Below are 19,637 nucleotides of genomic sequence, written 5' to 3'. Positions count from 1 at the left end.
AAAGAAGCCCCGCATGGCGGGGCTTCTTGCTCACCCGTGGCGCGGCACTCAGGCCTCCACGTCTTCCTTGTACGCATCCACCGGGATGCAGGCGCACATGACGTTCTTGTCGCCGTAGACGTTGTCCACGCGCGAGACCGGCGGCCAGTACTTCTGCAGCTTCAGCGTGGCCAGCGGGAACGCGGCCAGTTCGCGCGGATAGGCGTGGGTCCATTCGCTGGCCATCACCATCGTCGCGGTATGCGGCGCATTGCGCAGCGGGTTGTCCTCGCGGTCCAGGCGGCCGTCCTCGACCGCGCGGATCTCCTCGCGGATCTCGATCATCGCGTCGATGAAGCGGTCCAGCTCGTGCTGCGATTCGCTTTCGGTCGGCTCGACCATCAGCGTGCCGGCCACCGGGAAGCTCAGCGTGGGCGCGTGGAAGCCGAAATCGATCAGGCGCTTGGCCACGTCCTCGGCGCTGATGCCGGTGCGGTCCTTGATCGGGCGCAGGTCGAGGATGCACTCGTGCGCTACCAGTCCGTTGCGGCCGGTGTAGAGCGTCTCGAAGTGCGGTTCCAGCCGCTTGGCGATGTAGTTGGCGTTGAGCAGCGCCACCTGGGTGGCCTTGCGCAGGCCGGCCGCGCCCATCAGCGTGATGTACATCCAGCTGATCGGCAGGATGCTGGCGCTGCCGAAGCTGGCCGCCGACACCATGCCCACGTCGCCTTCGCCACCCAGCTTCTTCGGCAGGTACGGCGCCAGGTGCGCCTTCACTGCGCACGGGCCCACGCCGGGACCGCCGCCACCGTGCGGAATGCAGAAGGTCTTGTGCAGGTTGAGGTGCGACACGTCCGAGCCCCACTTGCCGGGCTTGGCCACGCCGACCAGAGCGTTCATGTTGGCACCGTCGGTGTACACCTGGCCGCCGTGCTGGTGGACGATGTCGCAGATGGCGACCACGTCTTCCTCGAACACGCCGTGCGTGGACGGGTAGGTGATCATGATCGCGGCCAGGCGCTCGCTGTACTTCTCGGCGGCGCGGCGGATGTCCTCGACGTCGACGTTGCCGTTGGCGTCGCACTTGGTCACCACCACCTGCATGCCGCACATCTGCGCGCTCGCCGGGTTGGTGCCGTGCGCGGATTCGGGAATCAGGCAGATGTCGCGGTGGCCTTCGCCGCGCGCGCGGTGGTAGGCGCGGATCGCCAGCAGGCCGGCGTATTCGCCCTGTGCGCCGGAATTCGGCTGCAGGCTGACGGCGTCGTAGCCGGTGCATTCCACCAGCATGGCTTCCAGCTCGTCGATCAGCTGTGTGTAGCCCTGCGACTGGTCGGCCGGCGCGAGCGGATGGATGTTTCCGAACTCCGGCCAGGTCACCGGGATCATCTCGGCCGTGGCGTTGAGCTTCATGGTGCAGCTGCCCAGCGGGATCATGGTGCGGTCCAGCGCCAGGTCCTTGTCCGACAGCGCGCGCATGTAGCGCAGCAGTTCGTGTTCGCTGTGGTGCGTGTTGAACACCGGGTGGGTCAGGAAGTCGCTGGTGCGGCGCAGGGCGTCAGGAATCAGCGACGGCGCGCTGGCATCCAGCGCATCGACCGACGGCAGCGTGGCGCCTTCGCCGGCGAACACGCCCCACAACGCGTCGATGTCGGCGCGGGTGGTGGTTTCGTCCAGCGAGATGCACAGCGAACCGTTGTTGCGCACGCGCAGGTTGATGCGGGCGTCGCGGGCGCGCGCCAGGATCGCATCGCGCGCGTCGCCAGGTTCGATGCAGAGCGTGTCGAAGGCGCTGGCGTGCACGGCCGGATAGCCGAGCGTGCGCAGGCCGGCGGCGAGGATGGCGGTCAGGCGGGCGACGCGGCCGGCGATGCGCGCCAGGCCTTCGGGGCCGTGGTAGACGGCGTACATGCTGGCCATCACCGCCAGCAGCACCTGCGCGGTGCAGATGTTGGAGGTGGCCTTCTCGCGGCGGATGTGCTGCTCGCGCGTCTGCAGCGTCAGGCGGTAGGCCGGCTTGCCCTCGGCATCGACCGACACGCCGATCAGGCGGCCCGGCATGCTGCGCTTGTAGGCGTCGCGGCAGGCCATGAACGCGGCGTGCGGGCCGCCGAAACCGAACGGTACGCCGAAGCGCTGCGAGTTGCCGATGACGATGTCGGCGCCCATCTCGCCCGGCGGCTTCAGCAGGGTCAGCGCCAGCAGGTCGGTGGCGACGACGAACAGCGCGTTGTGCGCATGGATGGTGTCGGCGTCCTTGGACCATTCCTCCACCCAGCCGCTGGAGGCGGGGTACTGCACCAGCACGCCGAAGTAATCGCCGGCGGCCAGCTTCTCGTGGAAGGCATCGGTGGAACGCACGACGTCGACGGTGATGCCCAGCGGCTCGGCGCGGGTGGCCAGTACTTCGAGCGTCTGCGGGTGGGTGTCGCCGGCGACCAGGAACGTGTTCGACTTCGACTTGGCGGAGCGCTTGGCCAGCGTCATCGCTTCGGCGGCGGCGGTGGCTTCGTCCAGCAGCGAGGCGCTGGCGATCTCCATGCCGGTCAGGTCGGTGACCAGGGTCTGGAAGTTGATCAGGGCTTCCATGCGGCCCTGCGAGATTTCCGCCTGGTAAGGCGTGTAGGCGGTGTACCAGGCCGGATTCTCGAGGATGTTGCGCAGGATGACCTTCGGCGTGTGCGTGCCGTAGTAGCCCTGGCCGATGAAGCTGCGGAACACTTGGTTGCGGTCGGCGACGGCGCGGATCTTGGCCAGGGCCTCTTCCTCGTCGATCGGGGCGGGCAGGGCCAGCGGCTGCGCGGACTTGATGCTGCCGGGCACGATGGCGTCGGTCATCGCATCAAGCGACTCGTGGCCGACCACGCGCAGCATGTGCGCGATCTCGGCGTCGTTGGGGCCGATGTGGCGTTCGAGGAACGCGCCGTGGTGCTCGAGCTCGCGCAGGGAGGGGGTATTCGACATGGAAGGCATCCGGGAAGGGCAATGAGGACCGGGCGCGCGGAAACCGCGCGTGGTGTGCCCCTCTGTCCTTTTGCCTGAGAGTTTGGAAGCGCGCCGACGAGGAGGTCGCGTGCTTCGTGCCCCTTCGGCGCCGGCGCTGCCGCGTGGGCGGCCGGTCTCTCCAGAGTGTCGTTGCAGTGGTGGTATCGGGCCTGAGCGATTACGGGCGTTTGCGCCTTCGGCAGCACGTCGCGGGCGACGGGCTTCTCCCACCGGGTCTTGCCCGCGGAGTATAGCCCGGCGGGAGGGCCGGCCGGCGGTTTGGGCTTACCATGTGCGGCCCGGCGCGGCCTGTTCATGAAGCCCCGCCGCGCCCGTCCGGAGTTTTCCCGCAATGAGTGCCCCCCACACGATCTCGAACCGCCGCCTGGCCCTGCTGCTGGGTGGGCTGGCGATGTTCGGCCCGTTCTCCATCGACACCATCTTCCCGGCCTTCCCGGCCATCGGCGCGCAGCTGGGTGCCGACAAGGTGGCGATGCAGCAGACCATCAGCGTCTACCTGCTGACGTATGCGCTGATGAGCCTGGTGCACGGCCCGCTGTCGGACACCTTCGGCCGCCGGCGGGTGATCCTGGGTGGCCTGTTCGTCTTCCTGCTGGCCTCGGTGGGCTGCGCGCTGGCCACCGACATGGGCACGCTGCTGCTGTTCCGCGGCGTGCAGGGCCTGTCCGCCGGCGTCGGCTTCATCGTCGGACGCGCGGTGATCCGCGATGCGCGCGACGGGGACGACGCGCAACGGCTGATGAGCCAAGTGTCGATGATCTTCGGCATCGCGCCGGCGATCGCGCCGATCGTGGGTGGCTGGATACTCGGCTGGAGCGCGTGGCCGATGATCTTCTGGTTCCTGGCCGGGTTCTCGCTGCTGCTGATCGTCGCGGTGGTCGGCTGGCTGCCGGAGACGCATCCGCCAGAGGCGCGCCAGCCGGCATCGCCGCGCCACCTGCTGCGCGACTACGTGGGCATCGTGCGCAATCCGCGCTTCCTGCGGCTGGCGCTGGCCGGGTCGCTGAGCTTCGCCGGCCTGTTCCTGTACATCGCCTCGGCGCCGGCGTTCGTCATGGATCTGCTGCACCTGGACGAACAGCAGTTCGCCTGGCTGTTCCTGCCGACCATCGGTGGCATGGTGCTGGGCGCGTTCCTGTCCGGGCGCGCCGCCGGGCGCGTCGAAGGCACGCGGCTGGTGAAGCTCGGCTATGCCTGCATGGCGCTCGCGATGGTGGCCAACGTGGGCTACAGCGCCTGGGCCGGCGAGGACATCAAGGTGCCGTGGGCGGTGCTGCCGATGATGCTCGCCGCGCTCGGCGTGGCGCTGGTGTTCCCGATCCTGACGCTGGCCATCCTCGACATGTACCCGCGGCAGCGCGGTGCCGCTTCATCGCTGCAGGCGTTCAGCAACCTGATCGTCAATGCGGTGGTCGCCGGTGTGCTGTCGCCGCTGTTGAGCCATCATGGTCTGCACCTGGCGCTCGGCATGGCGGCCTTCACGCTGCTGGGCTGGCTGATGTGGCAATGGGAAGCGCGAGCGCACCGGCGTCGCCTGGCCTGTCCGCAGAATGCCGCTGCGCTGGAACCCACCGATCAACTCTGACCTTCCGCGAGAACTCCCATGTCGATCCAGTCCAAGGCCCGCCGCGAAGCGAAGAAGCGCAAGGCGATCAAGGCGCACAACCAGGCGCGCGCGAATGCGCCTGCCATCGAGCCGCATGCCGAACTGCGCAATCCGCAGGGCGACCTGCTGGCGGGCGTGGTGCGCCAGGCAGGGGTGTGGGTGCTGGGCATGGACGGCCGCATCGCCGGCAGTTCCGACAGCGCCGCCGAAGTGCTGGCGATGATCAAGCAGGCCGCCGCGCTGCACGAGGCGCAGGGCAATGCGGTGCGGCTGGTGTATTCCGACGAACTGCGCGACACCGCGGTGATTGAGGCCGCGGCGCAGGGCCTGACGCTGGAGCAGTTCGAGGAACAGCTGGCCGAGCAGATGAAGGACCGCAAGGCGGAGCCGGCGCCGGACGTGAACTGACGTTCCTGTTGATGTCAATGTGGGAGCGACGTAAGTCGCGATCATTTGATGTAATGCACCCGCTGACGTTGATTCGGCAATGACGCTGACCGACGATGCGGTTCCGCGTAGCTTCGTTCTTGCGATCGCGACTTACGTCGCCCCCACGCGCATGCTTCGACGCAACCAAGCGGTGAAGCAAGCGAGTGCCAACACCGGCACCCACACCCAGCGGAACTCCGACAGCAGCACGTCCACGCCGCGCGCGCTGAAGAAGCGGTTCGCGAGCGGCGACACCTCGATCACCCGCCACGGTGCGAAGTGGCGCGCCTCCGACCAGGGCCACAGCAGCGCGACGCCGAGGCCGCCGTCGGTCAGCATGTCGAGCAGCGGATGCGATGCGGCCGACAGCGCGATGAACAGGAATGCCTTCATGGCCGAAGTCCGGAGGCAGCGCGCACCGGTGGCGGCGAATGCACCGCAGGCCAGCGCGAACACCAGGGAATGGCTGGCGCCGCGATGGCCGAGTGCATGTGCGTATTCGATGCCGAGCTTGAAGGCGACGACGTCGGCGTCCGGCAGCATCGCGGCCAGCATGCCGGCACCGACCAGGCGGGGCGGGAGTCGTCTGCTGCCGAGCGCGAAGCCGGCCGCCAGGGGAATCAGCGCGTGGGTGAGGATGGTCGGCATGGGCTGGTCCGCAGGATGTCGCGCGCAGGTTCGCTGCGTTCCGTGTGCGCACGATGAAGCGGATGCGTGCGCAGAAAAAAGGCCGGCATGGGCCGGCCTTGTCTCCTTCGCGCGTGGGCTTCGCCTCAGCGCTCGAGCGTGCCTGCGCGCAGCGGTGTTGCCTGACCCGGGCGCTCACGGACGGCCGGAATCGTCGCGGTCGCAGGCACGGTTGCGGGCGTGGCCGGCGATGTCCGCGCGCCCTGACCCTGCGCGACGGCGCCGGCCGAGCGGACCAACGGCTGCGATGTGTTCTCGCGGACCGGATCGGCGGCGATCCATTGCTTGATCTGCGGGAAGACCAGGTCGAGGCGTGAATAGAGATCGCGATTGCCGGGCGTGGCGACACTGCCGCTGTTCGCGCAGGTCGCGCTGCCCTGGTGCAGGCCGCCGCGCAGCCGATAGCTGCCATCCCGGTAGATCGTGAACAGGCCGGATCCGCTGCTGCCGCGTTCGGTAGAGCCCGTCAGCCACGCGACGGCGTGGGAGTTGGGATATCCGGACACACTGGCCTGCCGCCCTTGCGACACTTTCTTGGCATCGCCGGCGGGATGGTGGATGGCAATCACCGGTGAGCTGGCCGCCAAGGGGCTGGCGTCCCAGCCGGCGAACGTCGCCGAGGCCGGCGGGGATCTGCGCAGCCGCAGCAGCATGGCGTCGGTAGCGACATCGTGGAACATCAGGTCGGCACCGCCTGTCAACGGAGCGCCCTTGACGGCATCGAGGGCGCCCCGGCACGTCGAGTTCTCGTAGCCCCAGTAGGTATTGAGGCTGGCGGCCACCTTTGCGCGATCCTGCAGGGGAACGCCGTCTTCACCGCCGGCAAAGCAATGATCGGCCGAGAAGAACCAGGGGACCTGCGTGGCGGGAGAGGTATCGTTGAGCAGCGTACCCGTGCACAGGTAGCTGGCCTGGATGCCGCCCGCCGTGTTGTAGACGTTGAACACCATGTGGGCGACGGCATTCTTCGCGTCGACATAGGCGGGGCCGAGCTCGTTGACGCGGCAGACCGTATCGAAGTTGCAGCTTTCCGATTCCCCGACCTTCCTGATGATTTTGAAGCCGGTCGTACTGTCGGCCATCAGGTGGGAAGCCTGCGGCGCCTGTACGGCCGCCTGCATCGCCGTGACATGGGCGGGACGATAGACCTCGATGATCTGCGTGGCGCCATCGGTCGCAGGCGACCAGTACATGCCTTGCGCATCGGCGAAGCGCTGTGCTTCGGCTGCCGTAACGGAGGTGATCACGTCGGCCGCGCGGGCGGACCCTCCGAAACGCAACTCGACCTGCGGGTGCAGGCGGTTGACCTGCAGCCCGACGCGAAGCGCTACGGCATCCGGCGAAGTGACGTGCAGGCGCGCGACGCTGCCGCCATCCCGGAGCGCGATCCAGCGCAGCGAGGGTGTCGTGCGCGCTACGCCTTCAGCGGACAGTTCGCGGCCGATGCCGATCTGGGTCGCCTTCGCGTGGGGCATGGCGTTGTACTGCTGCATCCTCAGCAGGCGCTGCAGTGCCATGTCGCGGTAGCTCAGGGAAACGGCGCTGCGCACCGGGAACGCATCCAGCTTCCATCGCGGCGCTGTCTGTGGGGATGTACGGCTGACTTCGGAGCCGGCCTGCATGTCCGTTGCGCTCACCAGACAAGGCAGTACGACGAGGAGGCACGTGAGCATGCCAAGAGAGAGCGTGTTCTTCATTCGCGTTACGTCCTTGTCTGGCATGGGATGCGTGGACGGGCGCCAGTAGCCCGTCCACGAGAGGCGCTCAGGACTTTGCGGGCGCAGCCGGTGCAGGTGCGGCGGGCACCTGCCAGCCGCACGTCTGGCCCTCGTTCTGCTGCTTCAGCCAGTCCTGCAGCGGGGCGAAGTACTCCAGCACCGCGCCGGCATCCATCTTCTCGCCGCCGGTGAGTTCCTTCAGCGTGGCCTGCCACGGCTGGCTGGCGCCCTTCTCCAGCATTGCCCAGAACTTCTGGCCCGCCGCCTTGTTGCCGTAGAAGCTGCAGTTGTACAGCGGACCCTGGTAGCCGGCCGCATCGCACAGGCCCTTGTAGAACTGGAACTGCAGCACGTGCGAGAGGAAGTAGCGCGTGTACGGCGTGTTGCCCGGCACGTGGTACTTCGCGCCCGGGTCGAAGAAGTCCTCGCCGCGCGCGGTCGCCGGCGCCACGCCCTGGTACTTGGCCTTCAGTTCCCACCAGGCCTTGTTGTAGTCGGCCGGCTTGATGCTGCCGTCGAACACGCCCCAGCGCCAGCGGTCGATCATCAGGCCGAACGGCATGAACGACACCTTCGCCAGCGCCATGCGCATCTGCGCGTTGATCAGCGCTTCGTTGCTCTGCGCGGTGGCATCGACCATGCCGATCGACTTCAGGTAGTCAGGCGTCATCGCCAGCACCATGGTGTCGCCGATGGCTTCGTGGAAGCCGTCGTGCGCGCCGGTCTGGAACAGCGGCGGCAGCTTGTTGTAGGCCAGGTAGTAATAGACGTGGCCCAACTCGTGGTAGATGGTGGTGAAGTCTTCCTCGTTCGGCTTGATGCACATCTTGGTGCGCACATCGCCGCTCATGTTCATGTCCCAGGCGCTGGCGTGGCAGACCACGTCGCGGTCCATCGGCTTGATGAACTGCGTCTTGGTCCAGTAGCTCTCCGGCAGCTTGGGCATGCCGAGGCTGGTGTAGAAGTCCTGCGCGCGTTCGGTCATCTGCCTGGCGACCTGCAGCTGCGCATCGCGCTCGGCCTTGAACAGCGCGTCCGTGCCCGGGCCGGGACCGGCCTTGGCCAGCGCGGCCTGGTAATCCGCCTGGTATTGCTTCTCCAGCGCGCCGGTGATGTCGAGGCTGCCGGCGTTCTTGTACGGTTCCAGCACGTCCCACAGGTTGCCCCAGTCCTGCTGCCACATGTTGCCCATCAGGTGCGCGGGCAGCAGGCCATTGACCTGGCCCTTCTCCACGCCGTACGTCGCCTGCAGCTTGGTGCGGGTGTAGCAGTGCAGCTGTTCGTACAGCGGCTTGACCTGGCCCCACAGGCGGTCGGTTTCGGCGGCGATCTCGGCAGGCGTCATGTCGTAGCCGCTGCGCCACATCTCGCCGGCGTCGGCGAAGCCCATTTCCTTCGAGCCCTCGTTCACCAGTTCGACGAAGCGTGTGTAGTCCTTGCGCATCGGCTGGGCGATCGTGTGCCAGCCCTGCCAGGCGTCGAGCTGCGCGTCGTAGTCGCGGCTGCTGCGCAGCACGTCCTCGAGCTCGCCCAGCTGGCGGCACTTCTTCGCATCGCCTTCGCCGGTGCAGTACGTGCCCGCGCCGTAGGTGCCTTCCATCTTCGTTGCGATCTGCGTCAGCTCGGCGAGCTTGGCGGGGTCCTTCGGCGCCGGCATCGCGGTGCCCAGCTTGAGCAACTGGATGGCGCGCGCGGTTTCCGGCGACATCGGCTGGCCTTCGAACTTCTTCGCCTGCTCGATCCAGTGGTTGAGCTGGGTCAGGTAACGCTCGTTGCCCTTGGCGGCCAGCAGCTGGCTGTCGTCGTTGATGTAGGTACTGGACAGCCATTGCGCGGCGGTCAGTTCCGGATACATCTTCTTGAGCTCGTCGTTGACGCGCGCGATGAACTGGTCGGCGGTCTCGCCCTTCGGCGCGGCCGGCGCAGCGGCCGTATCGGCGGCCGGCTCGTCCTTCTTGCAGGCGGCGAGCGTGGCGATGCCCACGCCGACGGCGAGGGCGAGCAGGAGGTGGCGATGCTTCACGGGACGTCCTTCAGGGCGCGGGCGCAGGAACCGGAAGGGTAGTGAGGGCAGGGCAGGGGGTGCAAGTGCGGTCGCCTGCTTCCCTGCAGGAGCGACGTCAGTCGCGACCGTCCACCTTCCGACGACGTGAAGGCCGGTGGATGCAGTTACGAAAGGCCTATGGGCGCCGATATCATGCGGTCGCGACTGACGTCGCTCCTGCAAGGTGCGCCCTCAGCGGTACGGCAGACCCCGTTCCCGCAGGAAGGTCCGCGCGTCCTCGGCGTCCTGCTCGAACCACGCCTGCGTGGAGCCCAGCCGGTAGGTGTATCCCCAGGCATCCATGTCGGCCATCAGGCGCGCGCGCCCTACACCGGGCAGTTCGCCGGCCAGGATGATCTGCAGGCAGCAGGTGGCGTCTTCCTCGATCACCGAGTCGGTGGCATCGGTATGCACCTGCGCGCGCCGTTCCGGCGGCAGGACGATCAGGTGGCAGGCCTCGTGCAGCATCGAATGCACGGGCGTATCACTGCGCACGAAGACGTTGTGGGCGATGACGCCGGCTTCGGGCTCGCCCCAGTAGCTGCCGGGGATCGGAGCATCATCATCGACGCGATGCAGTTGCAGGCCATGGGACGCGAGCAACGCATCGGCCGCGCCGGGCGGCAGGTCGCGTACCCGCATCACCCCGGCGTTCTCGGCGTTGGCAGCAGCGTCGTCGGGCATCATGGGTAGAGCGGAGCTCGCTCCGCTGCCTTTCGTCACGAACCGGGTCGTTCCGAGCGGAGCACGCTCCGCTCTGCGGCGCCTGTCAGGTCAGGCATTGCCTTCCGGCAGCGCCACCGAGATATCCAGCACGTCGTGGTCGCCGTCCTTGATCAGGTCGACCTTCACCGCGTCGACGTCGACGTTGACGTACTTCTTGATAACTTCCAGCAGCTCGCGGCGCAGCAGCGGCAGGTAGTCGGGAGCGCCACGCGAATTGCGTTCCTGCGCAATGATGATCTGCAGGCGGTTCTTGGCGGTCTCGGCGGTGTTCTTCTTGGTCTTGAGGAAATCGAACAGGCCCATGTTCAACCTCCGAACAACTTGGTGAAGAAACCCTTCTTCTCAAGGGTGATGAAGCGCATCGGGCGGTCTTCGCCCAGCAGACGGCCGACGGTGTCGTCGTAGGCCTGGCCGGCCGGCGACTCCAGGTCGAGGATGACCGGCTCGCCCTTGTTGGAGGCGTTGAGCACGTCGCCCGACTCGGGGATCACGCCCAGGGTCTTCAGCCCCAGCACGTCTTCCACGTCCTTGATGCTGAGCATCTCGCCGCCTTCCACGCGCGCGGGGTTGTAGCGGGTCAGCAGCAGGTTGGCCTTCAGCGGCTCGCCGTTCTCGGCGCGGCGGGTCTTGGAGTCCAGCAGGCCGAGGATGCGGTCGGAATCGCGCACCGAAGACACTTCCGGATTGACCACCACGATGGCCTGGTCGGCGAAGTACATGGCCAGGAACGCGCCCTTCTCGATGCCGGCCGGCGAGTCGCACACGACGTAGTCGAAGCCGTCGTCGGACAGGTCCTTCAGCACCTTCTCCACGCCTTCCTTGGTCAGTGCATCCTTGTCGCGCGTCTGCGAGGCGGCCAGCACGTACAGCGTCTCGAACCGCTTGTCCTTGATCAGCGCCTGCTTCAGCGTCGCCTCGCCCTGGGTGACGTTGACGAAGTCGTACACCACGCGGCGCTCGCAGCCCATGATGAGGTCGAGGTTGCGCAGGCCGACGTCGAAGTCGATGACCGCGACCTTCTTGCCGCGGCGCGCCAGGCCGCAGGCGATGCTGGCGCTGGTGGTGGTCTTGCCGACGCCGCCCTTGCCGGACGTGACTACGATGATTTCAGCCAACGGTGTTCTCCTTGGTCGTTCTTATGTTCGGTCGGCGCCGCGCGTCAGTCCTGCGCGACGATCTTGAGCTGGTCCTGGTCGAGCCAGATCTGCACGGCCTTGCCGCGCAGTTCCTTGGGTACTTCCTCCATCACCTTGTAGTGGCCGGCGATCGCGACCAGTTCGGCATGGAATTCACGGCAGAAGATGCGGGCGTCGGCGTTGCCGCGCGCGCCGGCGAGCGCACGGCCGCGCAGGGCGCCGTAGATGTGGATGGAGCCGTCGGAAATCACTTCGGCGCCGGCGCCCACGGTGCTCAGCACGGTCAGGTCGCGGTTCTCGGCATACAGCTGCTGGCCCGAGCGCACCGGCGTCTTCTGGACCAGGCCCGGCTTCGCGTCGGCGGCTTTCGCTGCCGGCGCGGGGGCGGCCTTGGCCGGGGCAGGTTCGGGTGCCGCACGTGCGGGGGCCGGCGCAGCTTGCGCCACCGGCTCGTATTGCGCGCGGAACTTGGCCAGCAGCGGCAGGCCGAGCTGTTCGGCCAGGGTTTCGGTCTCGCGGGTGCCGTAGGCCAGCGCCACCGGAATGACGCCTGCGCCGCGCAGGCCATCGATCAGCGCACGTGCGGTGTCCGCATCGGGTAGCCGGGTCAGGCCGCCGAAATCGACGATCACGGCGGCACGGCCGAACAGCTTGGGTGCGCGCTCGACACGCTCGCGCATTTCGCGGATCAGCTGGTCGACGTCGAGGGTGCGGATGCGGAGGTTGGCGATGCCGACCTGGCCGATCTTCAGTTCGCCGGCCTGTTCGTAGTCCATGGAAGCCCGGGTCACGCTCATGTACCGGTCGGCCGTTGCGCGCTGGCGTCGGCCAGCAGGCGGGTGCGGGCCCACGCGACGTCGGGCAGGGCATCACCGTAGGTCTCGCGCACCCACGGGTAACTGCAGAGTTCCTTCATCAGCATGCTCGCGCGCACTTCCGCCTCGGCCATGACGTTCTGGCCCACTTCGCGGAAGCCGAAGCTGCCATGGAACAGCAGGGCCGGATCGGCACCGTGGTCGAGGAAGACTTCACAGGCCAGTTGCGGATAGCGCAGCTCGGCGAAGCTCTGCACGTCGGCGTAGAACGCGCGGCCGACGCCGCCGCCGCGACGGCGGCTGGCCACGACGATGCGGTCGATGTAGAAGAACTGCGGGTAGCGCTCGCCGAACCAGGCGAAGTTGCTGCTGTCGTGCGCGGCGCCGGAGCCGAAGCCGACGAGGAAACCGGCGAGGTTGCCGTCGCGCTCGGCGACGCGGAAGTATTCGGCCGTCTCGTAGAAGCGGCGGACCTTGGCCGAATCCAGCGGCAGGATCGCCAGTCCGGCATTGTTGTTGAGGGCTAGGACGGAATCCAGCTCGTGCTCGCGCACGTCGCGGATGACAATCGACATTACCTGACTCCGAACGGGTCTTGCGGGGCGGCACGTGGCCGAGCGCGGATTATCGCATGCGGTCGCCGCCACCGGCGAGGCGCGGGTGAGCCGGGGATGAACCCGGCCACCTCACGTTCCAACGTCGGCATGACTTTAGTTGGGCCATGGATCCGGACGATTCCGCCTAAGATGCCCGGATGCTGGGACGACTGAGCCATACCCGCCTGCTGCGCGCCGCAGGCCTCTACACTTGGGCCCTGGTGGGAATTCCCATCATCCTGAACGTATGGGTGCTGCCGCCGTCCAGCGGAACGGACGGGCAGGGCGTGAACCTGCCGCTGACGGCCCTGTGCTACTTCAGTTTCGGCGGTGTCTACTGGCTTGCCACACGGGCCCTAGACGGCCGTCGCGACAGCCTGCCGGTGGCGTGGAACGTTCCGCTGGCGATGGTGCTGACGGCGACCGCCATCGGCGTGGGCTTCTATACCCAGACTGGCCTGGGCGCAGTGCTGCTGCTGATCATGGCCGGCGTGCTGCCCTGGCTGCTGGAATTGCGCTTCGCCGTGGCCTGGCTGCTCGCCGCGCACGTGCTGCTGGTGCCATCGTTCATGGCGCGCGACGACTTCAATTTCTGGGAAGCACTCTTCCAGTCCATGTTCTACGTGGGCTTCGCCGCTTTCGTGCTCATCACCACCTATGTGGCGCGCCAGCAGGCCCAGGCGCGCGAAGAACAGCGTCGGCTCAACGCGGAGCTGCGCGCCACGCGGGTGCTGCTGGCCGAAAGCGCCCGCGTCAACGAGCGCACCCGCATTTCGCGGGAGCTGCACGACCTGCTGGGCCACCACCTGACCGCGCTCAGCCTTAACCTGGAAGTCGCCGGGCACATGACCGAAGGGCGGGCGCAGGAGCATGTACGCCAGGCGCATACGCTGGCCCGGCTGCTCCTGACCGACGTGCGCGAGGCGGTCAGCCAGCTGCGCGACAGCGGATCGATCGACCTCGGCGCGGCGCTGCTGCCGCTGGCCGAGAAGGTGCCGTCGCTGGCCATCCACATGGACATCGAGGAGCCGCTGACCCTCGAGGACCCGCACCGCGCCCATGTGTTGCTCCGCTGCACCCAGGAGATCATCACCAACGCCGTGCGCCACGCCGGCGCCCGGCATCTCTGGCTGCACTGCCGGCGCGACGGCGCCCGGATACTGATCGACGCCCGCGACGACGGCGCCGGCAGCCAGCAGGTGGTGGCCGGCAACGGCCTGACCGGCATGCGCGAGCGCCTGGTCCAGTATGGCGGCGAGTTGCGCATCGAAACGCGGCCGGGGCATGGCTTCTGCCTGCATATCGCCTTGCCCGTCACCGAGGCGGCCCCCGCGCTCGCTCCCCTTTCCATTCCCCAACCCGAACCCACACCCGAGCTCAGCTCCGGAGGAACCCCGTGATCCGTGTCTGTCTGGTCGACGATCAAACCCTGGTGCGCCAGGGCATCCGCTCCCTGCTGGCGCTGGACGACGGCATCGAGGTCGTGGCCGAGGCCGCCGACGGCAAGCAGGCGGTGGACCTGGTCCCGCAGGTCAAGCCCGACGTGGTGTTGATGGACATGCGCATGCCGGTCATGTCGGGTCTCGAGGCCCTGCAGGCGCTGGCCCGCGCGGGCCAGCTGCCACCCACCATCATCCTGACCACCTTCGACGACGACCAGCTGGTGCTGGCCGGGCTGAAGGCGGGCGCCAAGGGCTACCTGCTGAAGGACGTCTCGCTGGAGCAACTGGTCGGCGCGATCCGTACGGTGGCCGACGGGGGCTCGCTGGTGCAGCCCGCCGTCACCCAGCGCCTGCTGTCCGGGCTGGAGCATATGCGCAACGAGTTCGTCAGCCTGGACCGCCCCGACCCGTTGACCGACCGCGAGACCGAAATCCTCCGCCTCATGGCCAGCGGCTTCTCCAACAAGGAGATCGCCAACTCGCTGGGCGTGGCCGAAGGCACCATCAAGAACCACGTCTCCAACATCCTTTCCAAGCTGGGCGTGCGCGACCGCACCCGGGCGGTGCTGAAGGCCTTCGAACTGCAGCTGGTCTGAGGAGAAGACGCTCTGCCTGACGTGGTGCTCGCGGCGACGCCGGGGCCGTAGCGAAGGCGTCCGGCCGCATTGCGGAAACGCCCGCCGTTGCAGCGCAGCAGGACTCCGGAGGCCGGCGCAGCATGCGCCCGCGTACGTCCCGGAGGAGGGCGGCCAACCGGTGTCAGATGGGCTGCCCGAAGCCCTGCAACCCTGCTAGGATGCGCGGTGCATTTTTTTCACGGCCGAGGCACCGGCCCCCGGAGACTCCTGAATGACCCGTTTGATCGAGTTCGTGATTGCGTTGGCGCTGGTTCTGGCGCTGTTTCTGGTGATCGGCCTGGTCCTGCCGTCCTCGCGCCAGCTGCAGGAAAGCATCGAGACCAACCGTCGCATGACCATCGTGTTCGACACGCTGAACAACGTGCGTCGTCTGAAGGACTGGAACCCGCTGATTCCGGGCGCGGCCAACGAGCTGAGCTACTCCGGCGGCGAAGACAACACGGGCGTCGGCGCCAAGGTGGACTTCAATTCCGCCAATGCGGCCTGGGGCCAGGGCAGCTGGGAAATCGTCGAGAGCGAGCGCCCCGCGCCGACCGGCGGCCCGGGCAAGATCGTCTACGCGATCGTCGACAAGCGCATGGGCACCGACAAGCGCAGCACCTTCGCGCTGGAGCCGAGCGGCAAGAACAACCGTAACGTCAAAGTTACGCAGAGCTATGAAGTCTCCTACGGCTTCAACCTGATCGGCCGTTATGCCGGCATGTACGTCAGCCGCCACGTCGGCGATGCCGTCAAGGCCGGCCTGGGCAAGCTGAGCAACATGCTGGCCACCGTGCCGAACATCGATTACCGCGAAGCGGGCAGTACGCTGACCGACCTCAAGATCGTCGACGTCCCGGCCGAGGACCTGCTGGTCGTCAACGCCGGCAACATCGACCGCAACAACGACGCCATCAAGGCCTCGATCAAGTCGAACCAGGAATGGATCAAGCGCGTGATGGACGCCAATGGCCTGGTCGCCGCCGGCCCGCTGCGCATCATCACCACCGACTTCGGCACCGAGAAGTACGCGTTCGACGTCGCCCAGCCGGTCCGCAAGGGCAGCGCCGCGCCGAAGGCCGACGCCGCCGCCGATGCCGCTCCGGTCACGCCGCCGTCGGCACCGGTCGCGTCCACGGGCGAACTGAAGGTCACCATTCCGTCCGGCGCGCCGGTGGAATACGTCCGCACGCAGGCCCGCAAGTCGGCTTACGGCAGCTACACCGGTTACATGTCGCAGCTGGACAACCAGCGCAATGCGCTGCGTGCCTGGGCGGTCACCGCCGGCCACGAAGTCGTCGACCGTCCGTACGAGTCCTGGAAGTCCGGCGTCGATGGCGCGTTCCTGGAAGACGGCAAGTTCGACGTCTACTGGGCGGTCAAGCAGTAAACCCTCCCGGACGCCTGTCCCGGATGATCCGCTCCATCCCAACGCGCCGCTTCATGCGGCGCGTTGCGTTTGTGGGGTGGCGGTTTCCGGGACGCGCGTCCTGTCGCTGGCAGGATGCCCGCCCGATCCCGGGACCACCAAGCCGATGAACTACGACCGACGCCAACGCAAACCCTCGTTCCTGGCCCTGACCGGTGGCCTGTTGGCGGCCGTCGCGGTGGGTCTGTCCGCCTACGCCTCGCACGGGGTCGCGACCGCACAGGCGCAATCGCACGTGCAGATGGCCGCGCTGTTCGCGTTCGGTCACGGACTGGCGCTCGCGGCGCTGGCGCCAGGCACCACGCGACGCCTTGGAACGGCGGCGCTCTGCCTGCTGCTGCTGGGCACGCTGTTGTTCGCGGGCAGCCTGGTGGGTGGGGCCCTCTTCGGCCTGCCGACGCGGCTGGCGCCCACCGGCGGCACGATGCTGATGCTGGGCTGGGTACTGTGGGCGGTCGACGCCATCCGGCGCTGAGGTCATGCCCCGGCATGCACGCGGCTTCGACACGGAGCACGCCTGGGACCACCTGACCCGGCGCGACCGCAAGCTGGGTGCGTGGATGAAGCGGATCGGCTACCTCGCGCCGCAGCCCACCTGGAAGAAGACCTTCGATCCGGTCGACGCACTGGCCAGGGCGATCCTGTACCAGCAACTGAGCGGCAAGGCGGCGGCGACCATCGTCGGTCGCGTCGAAACCGCCATCGCCAGCGCGCGCCTCCACGTCGACACCCTGGATCGCATCGACGACGCGGCACTGCGCGCCTGCGGCGTGTCCGGCAACAAGACGCTGGCGCTGCGTGATCTGGCGGCGCGCGAGCGGCGGGGCGAGATCCCCACGTTGCGGCAGATGTCGACGATGCACCAGGACGAGATCGTCGCCGCCCTGGTGCCCGTGCGCGGCATCGGCCGCTGGACGGTGGAAATGATGCTGATGTTCCGCCTCGGCCGCCCGGACGTGCTGCCGATCGATGATCTCGGCGTGCGCAAGGGCGCGCAGTTCGTCGACAGGCTCGACGCCATGCCCACGCCGAAGGAACTGGCGGCGCGTGGCGAGGCGTGGGGCCCGTACCGCACCTACGCCGCACAGTACCTGTGGCGCATCGCCGATGCCGGCATCGAGGCGAAGACGCCCACAAAGCGTTCGCAGGACTGATGCGACGCTAGGGGCTGGCGAGGTAACGATCCCACAGCAGGTTGCGGAACCGGTTGTCGGGATCGACGTCCCGCTTGATCGCCGCGAACCGGTCCGCTTGTGGGTAGGCGCGCGCGAACTGCTTTCGCGTGGCATGCAGCCGGTAAGGCAGGTAGTAGCGTCCGCCGTGGTCCAGTGCTGCGTCGATCAGCGCCCGCGTCCAGCCGACGGCGCGCGCATCCTGCCACGAGCGCTGCTTGTGGTAGAGCACGAAGCAGAACATGTCCTGGTCCGCCCAGCGCATCAGCGAGGTCGTATCCTCGGCCGCGTGCCGGATGGACACGTTGAGCACGTCGGCATCGGCGGCGCGCAGGATGGCACGCATCCGCGCGATGAACGGATGGAATGCGCCCGTCGGCACGAAGTATTCCTGCAGCAGGTAGGTCGACACCCGGCGTGTGCGCGGCTCGATCGAGGCTACGTCAAGGCTAGCCTCGCAGTTGCGCATGATCACGCGAGGCTCGGTCAGCAGGCGGCGCGTCATGTAGCGCTCGCGGAGCGCATCGCCGCCAGGCAGTTCGGTGGCCGACCAGATGAGGTTCTGTTCCCGGCTGTAGTCCAGGCCTTCCGGCACCAGGCGGCGCGTATCGGTCAGGGGTGCCGAGGTGCGCGACCACGTGATGGCCAGTGGCGCGTCGAAGTCGGGAGGTACCAGGTCGGCGTTGTGCATGACGACATCGCCCTTGCCCAGCACGTTCGCCCGGAACCAGTCCGGATACGCGTCGAGCGGCACCGCCGACACCGTTCGCGCGATACGCGTGTTGTGCGCGAGGTCCAGTTCGACTTCGGTGATCACGCCGAGGCCGCCGTAACCGCCGAGCGCCGCTGAGAACAGGGCCGGCTCGCGGTCACGGGACAGTTCATGCGTGCTTCCATCCGCCGTGACGAGTTGCAGGGCGCGGACCGTGCCGGCGATCGCGCTTTCCCCGATGTAGCGGCCATGGCAGTTCACCGATACCGAGCCGCCGACAGTGAAGTTGCTGTAGCTCTGCATGACCTTGACGGACAGGTCGTGCGGATCCAGCAGCGTCTGCAGGCGACGCCAGCGCATGCCGGCCTGCACGCGCACGATGCGCGCCACCGGGTCCATCCGGAGCAGCCGGTCCATGCCGGCCAGATCGAACTGCAGCGCCTCGGGCTCGCGTGTCTGCCCGCCCATGCTGAAGCGTGCGCCCGCGATGCAGACCGCGCCGCGCCAGGCGCGCATGGCGGCCACGACACCGGCGGTGGTCGTGGGTCGGACAATGCCGGCAAGACGGGTACTGTCCAGCCGGGCGATATCGCTGGCCGATCGCGCGGCGGAGTCCTCGACATCGCTGCAGGCCGGCAACCACGCGGCCGTGCCGGCGACGAGCGCGCAACGCAGCGCGTCGCGACGGTGCACGCCGGTCAGGCCGCCGGCCGATGGCACCAGTGCCACGGTTCGTAGACGATGCCGTGCGGATTGTCGCGCGGATAACTCATGGTGTAGCCGAAGTCGCCGGCGTGCCGCGTGAGCCAGGCGAAGGCGGGCGTGTTCTCGAAGGTGGTTTCGGCCGGCGGCTCGCCGGGCGTGCCGATATCGAGCGCGCAACCACCGTGGTGTTCGCTGTAGCCGGGTGCGGCGTTGACGGTGAGGATCTCTTCGACCGTCTGCCCGCGCGCCAGCTTGCGGTTAAAGATGCCGAGCTGGTAGTCGTGGCTGCGGTAGCCGGAGATCGCGTCGAGAACGATGCCTTCCCCGTAAGCCGCGCGCTGCATGGCGAGCCACCCGCGTGCAGCGGCGGTGGTCAGCCACAACGGCCTGCGATAGCGGTCGCGTCCGGCGAACGCCAGCGCGGCGGGTTCGGCGACCAGCGCCAGACCGCTGCGCTCGCCGTAGCGGTCGTCCAGTCCCAACGCGTGCAGCCGCTCCTGCAGCGCATGCAGCGGCAGCGTGCCCTGCGCATCCGCATCGAAGCCGCGCGTGGCGCCTTCAAGCCGGTCCAGCGCATCCCAGGCGTCGTCGAGTCCCGGTTCACGAATCAGGCCCGGCACCAGCGGATGAACCGCGTGCGTCGATACCGCAGCCAGGTAGCGGCCATCCTGCTTGCGGCGCAGCACGGTGTGCGCGCCGGCCAGCGCACGCGCATCGGCATTGCCGCGTGCGCGCAGCACGTCGGCAGGCCACAGCTCGATCTGCGCGGTATTGAGCAGCAGCGTCTTCAGCGGTCGGGTGGGCAGGCGTCGCATGCC

Annotated in this window: 18 protein-coding genes and 1 riboswitch; of the genes, 7 read left to right on the top strand and 11 right to left on the bottom strand. The window is 67.9% G+C overall.

The window, feature by feature from the left end:
* Positions 1-48 precede the first annotated feature (48 nt).
* Positions 49-2,952 carry an aminomethyl-transferring glycine dehydrogenase gene (gene gcvP, locus ACGHX3_RS12990; RefSeq protein WP_394695211.1) on the bottom strand — a complete coding sequence of 968 codons (2,904 nt, stop codon included), beginning with the start codon at positions 2,950-2,952 and terminating at the stop codon, positions 49-51.
* 43 nt (positions 2,953-2,995) lie between these two features.
* A riboswitch (glycine riboswitch) is annotated at positions 2,996-3,117 on the bottom strand.
* Between the two features lie 199 nt (positions 3,118-3,316).
* Here gcvP and ACGHX3_RS12985 point away from each other — a divergent pair.
* The gene (locus ACGHX3_RS12985) at positions 3,317-4,570 is read left to right on the top strand and encodes a multidrug effflux MFS transporter (RefSeq protein ID WP_394695210.1); all 1,254 of its coding nucleotides are present in this window, start codon (positions 3,317-3,319) and stop codon (positions 4,568-4,570) included.
* 18 nt (positions 4,571-4,588) lie between these two features.
* On the top strand, positions 4,589-4,999 hold the full coding sequence (locus ACGHX3_RS12980; protein WP_162336270.1) for a hypothetical protein: 411 nt from the start codon (positions 4,589-4,591) through the stop codon (positions 4,997-4,999).
* A gap of 132 nt (positions 5,000-5,131) precedes the next feature.
* Here the strand turns inward: ACGHX3_RS12980 and ACGHX3_RS12975 are convergent, their stop codons facing one another.
* The 8 genes from ACGHX3_RS12975 to ACGHX3_RS12940 form a co-directional block, all read right to left on the bottom strand.
* Positions 5,132-5,668: a metal-dependent hydrolase gene (locus ACGHX3_RS12975; protein WP_394695209.1), complete on the bottom strand. Its 537-nt coding sequence runs from the start codon at positions 5,666-5,668 to the stop codon at positions 5,132-5,134.
* A gap of 125 nt (positions 5,669-5,793) precedes the next feature.
* Entirely contained in the window at positions 5,794-6,657 is an 864-nt protein-coding gene (locus ACGHX3_RS12970; RefSeq protein WP_394697291.1) for a trypsin-like serine peptidase, read from the bottom strand.
* Between the two features lie 814 nt (positions 6,658-7,471).
* Positions 7,472-9,448 (bottom strand): M2 family metallopeptidase, encoded by a 1,977-nt coding sequence (locus ACGHX3_RS12965; RefSeq protein ID WP_394695208.1) that lies wholly within the window; start codon positions 9,446-9,448, stop codon positions 7,472-7,474.
* A 213-nt stretch (positions 9,449-9,661) separates the two neighbouring features.
* Positions 9,662-10,111, bottom strand: a complete 450-nt coding sequence (locus ACGHX3_RS12960; protein ID WP_394697290.1) for a hypothetical protein — start codon at positions 10,109-10,111, stop codon at positions 9,662-9,664.
* Positions 10,112-10,243: 132 nt separating this feature from the next.
* Entirely contained in the window at positions 10,244-10,498 is a 255-nt protein-coding gene (minE, locus tag ACGHX3_RS12955) for a cell division topological specificity factor MinE (protein WP_162336275.1), read from the bottom strand.
* 2 nt (positions 10,499-10,500) lie between these two features.
* Positions 10,501-11,310: a septum site-determining protein MinD gene (minD, locus tag ACGHX3_RS12950; protein ID WP_162336276.1), complete on the bottom strand. Its 810-nt coding sequence runs from the start codon at positions 11,308-11,310 to the stop codon at positions 10,501-10,503.
* Between the two features lie 44 nt (positions 11,311-11,354).
* The gene (gene minC, locus ACGHX3_RS12945) at positions 11,355-12,128 is read right to left on the bottom strand and encodes a septum site-determining protein MinC (RefSeq protein WP_249720336.1); all 774 of its coding nucleotides are present in this window, start codon (positions 12,126-12,128) and stop codon (positions 11,355-11,357) included.
* Positions 12,125-12,721 carry a GNAT family N-acetyltransferase gene (locus tag ACGHX3_RS12940; RefSeq protein WP_213602799.1) on the bottom strand — a complete coding sequence of 199 codons (597 nt, stop codon included), beginning with the start codon at positions 12,719-12,721 and terminating at the stop codon, positions 12,125-12,127. The genes minC and ACGHX3_RS12940 overlap by 4 nt, the downstream gene beginning before the upstream one ends.
* Before the next feature lie 179 nt (positions 12,722-12,900).
* On the opposite strand from ACGHX3_RS12940, the gene ACGHX3_RS12935 reads away from it, so the two are divergent.
* From ACGHX3_RS12935 to ACGHX3_RS12915, 5 genes are all read left to right on the top strand, one after another.
* Positions 12,901-14,142 carry a sensor histidine kinase gene (locus ACGHX3_RS12935; protein ID WP_394695207.1) on the top strand — a complete coding sequence of 414 codons (1,242 nt, stop codon included), beginning with the start codon at positions 12,901-12,903 and terminating at the stop codon, positions 14,140-14,142.
* Positions 14,139-14,780 (top strand): response regulator transcription factor, encoded by a 642-nt coding sequence (locus tag ACGHX3_RS12930; protein ID WP_162109974.1) that lies wholly within the window; start codon positions 14,139-14,141, stop codon positions 14,778-14,780. The genes ACGHX3_RS12935 and ACGHX3_RS12930 overlap by 4 nt, the downstream gene beginning before the upstream one ends.
* A gap of 253 nt (positions 14,781-15,033) precedes the next feature.
* Entirely contained in the window at positions 15,034-16,191 is a 1,158-nt protein-coding gene (locus ACGHX3_RS12925) for a polyketide cyclase (RefSeq protein ID WP_162336279.1), read from the top strand.
* Positions 16,192-16,336: 145 nt separating this feature from the next.
* A complete protein-coding gene (locus ACGHX3_RS12920) occupies positions 16,337-16,705 on the top strand; it encodes a DUF423 domain-containing protein (protein ID WP_313928454.1) in 369 nt (122 codons plus the stop codon).
* A 4-nt stretch (positions 16,706-16,709) separates the two neighbouring features.
* On the top strand, positions 16,710-17,384 hold the full coding sequence (locus tag ACGHX3_RS12915) for a DNA-3-methyladenine glycosylase family protein (RefSeq protein WP_394695206.1): 675 nt from the start codon (positions 16,710-16,712) through the stop codon (positions 17,382-17,384).
* 7 nt (positions 17,385-17,391) lie between these two features.
* Here ACGHX3_RS12915 and ACGHX3_RS12910 read toward each other — a convergent pair whose 3' ends face one another.
* Positions 17,392-18,843 carry an FAD-binding protein gene (locus ACGHX3_RS12910; RefSeq protein ID WP_394695205.1) on the bottom strand — a complete coding sequence of 484 codons (1,452 nt, stop codon included), beginning with the start codon at positions 18,841-18,843 and terminating at the stop codon, positions 17,392-17,394.
* Positions 18,813-19,634, bottom strand: coding sequence for a M15 family metallopeptidase (locus tag ACGHX3_RS12905; protein ID WP_394695204.1), 822 nt, complete (start codon positions 19,632-19,634; stop codon positions 18,813-18,815). The genes ACGHX3_RS12910 and ACGHX3_RS12905 overlap by 31 nt, the downstream gene beginning before the upstream one ends.
* Between the last annotated feature and the right edge of the window lie 3 nt (positions 19,635-19,637).

Origin of the sequence: Pseudoxanthomonas japonensis, assembly GCF_043632995.1 — a bacterium.
Classification (GTDB): domain Bacteria; phylum Pseudomonadota; class Gammaproteobacteria; order Xanthomonadales; family Xanthomonadaceae; genus Pseudoxanthomonas_A; species Pseudoxanthomonas_A japonensis.
This window is presented reverse-complemented; position numbering and strand designations above follow the sequence as displayed.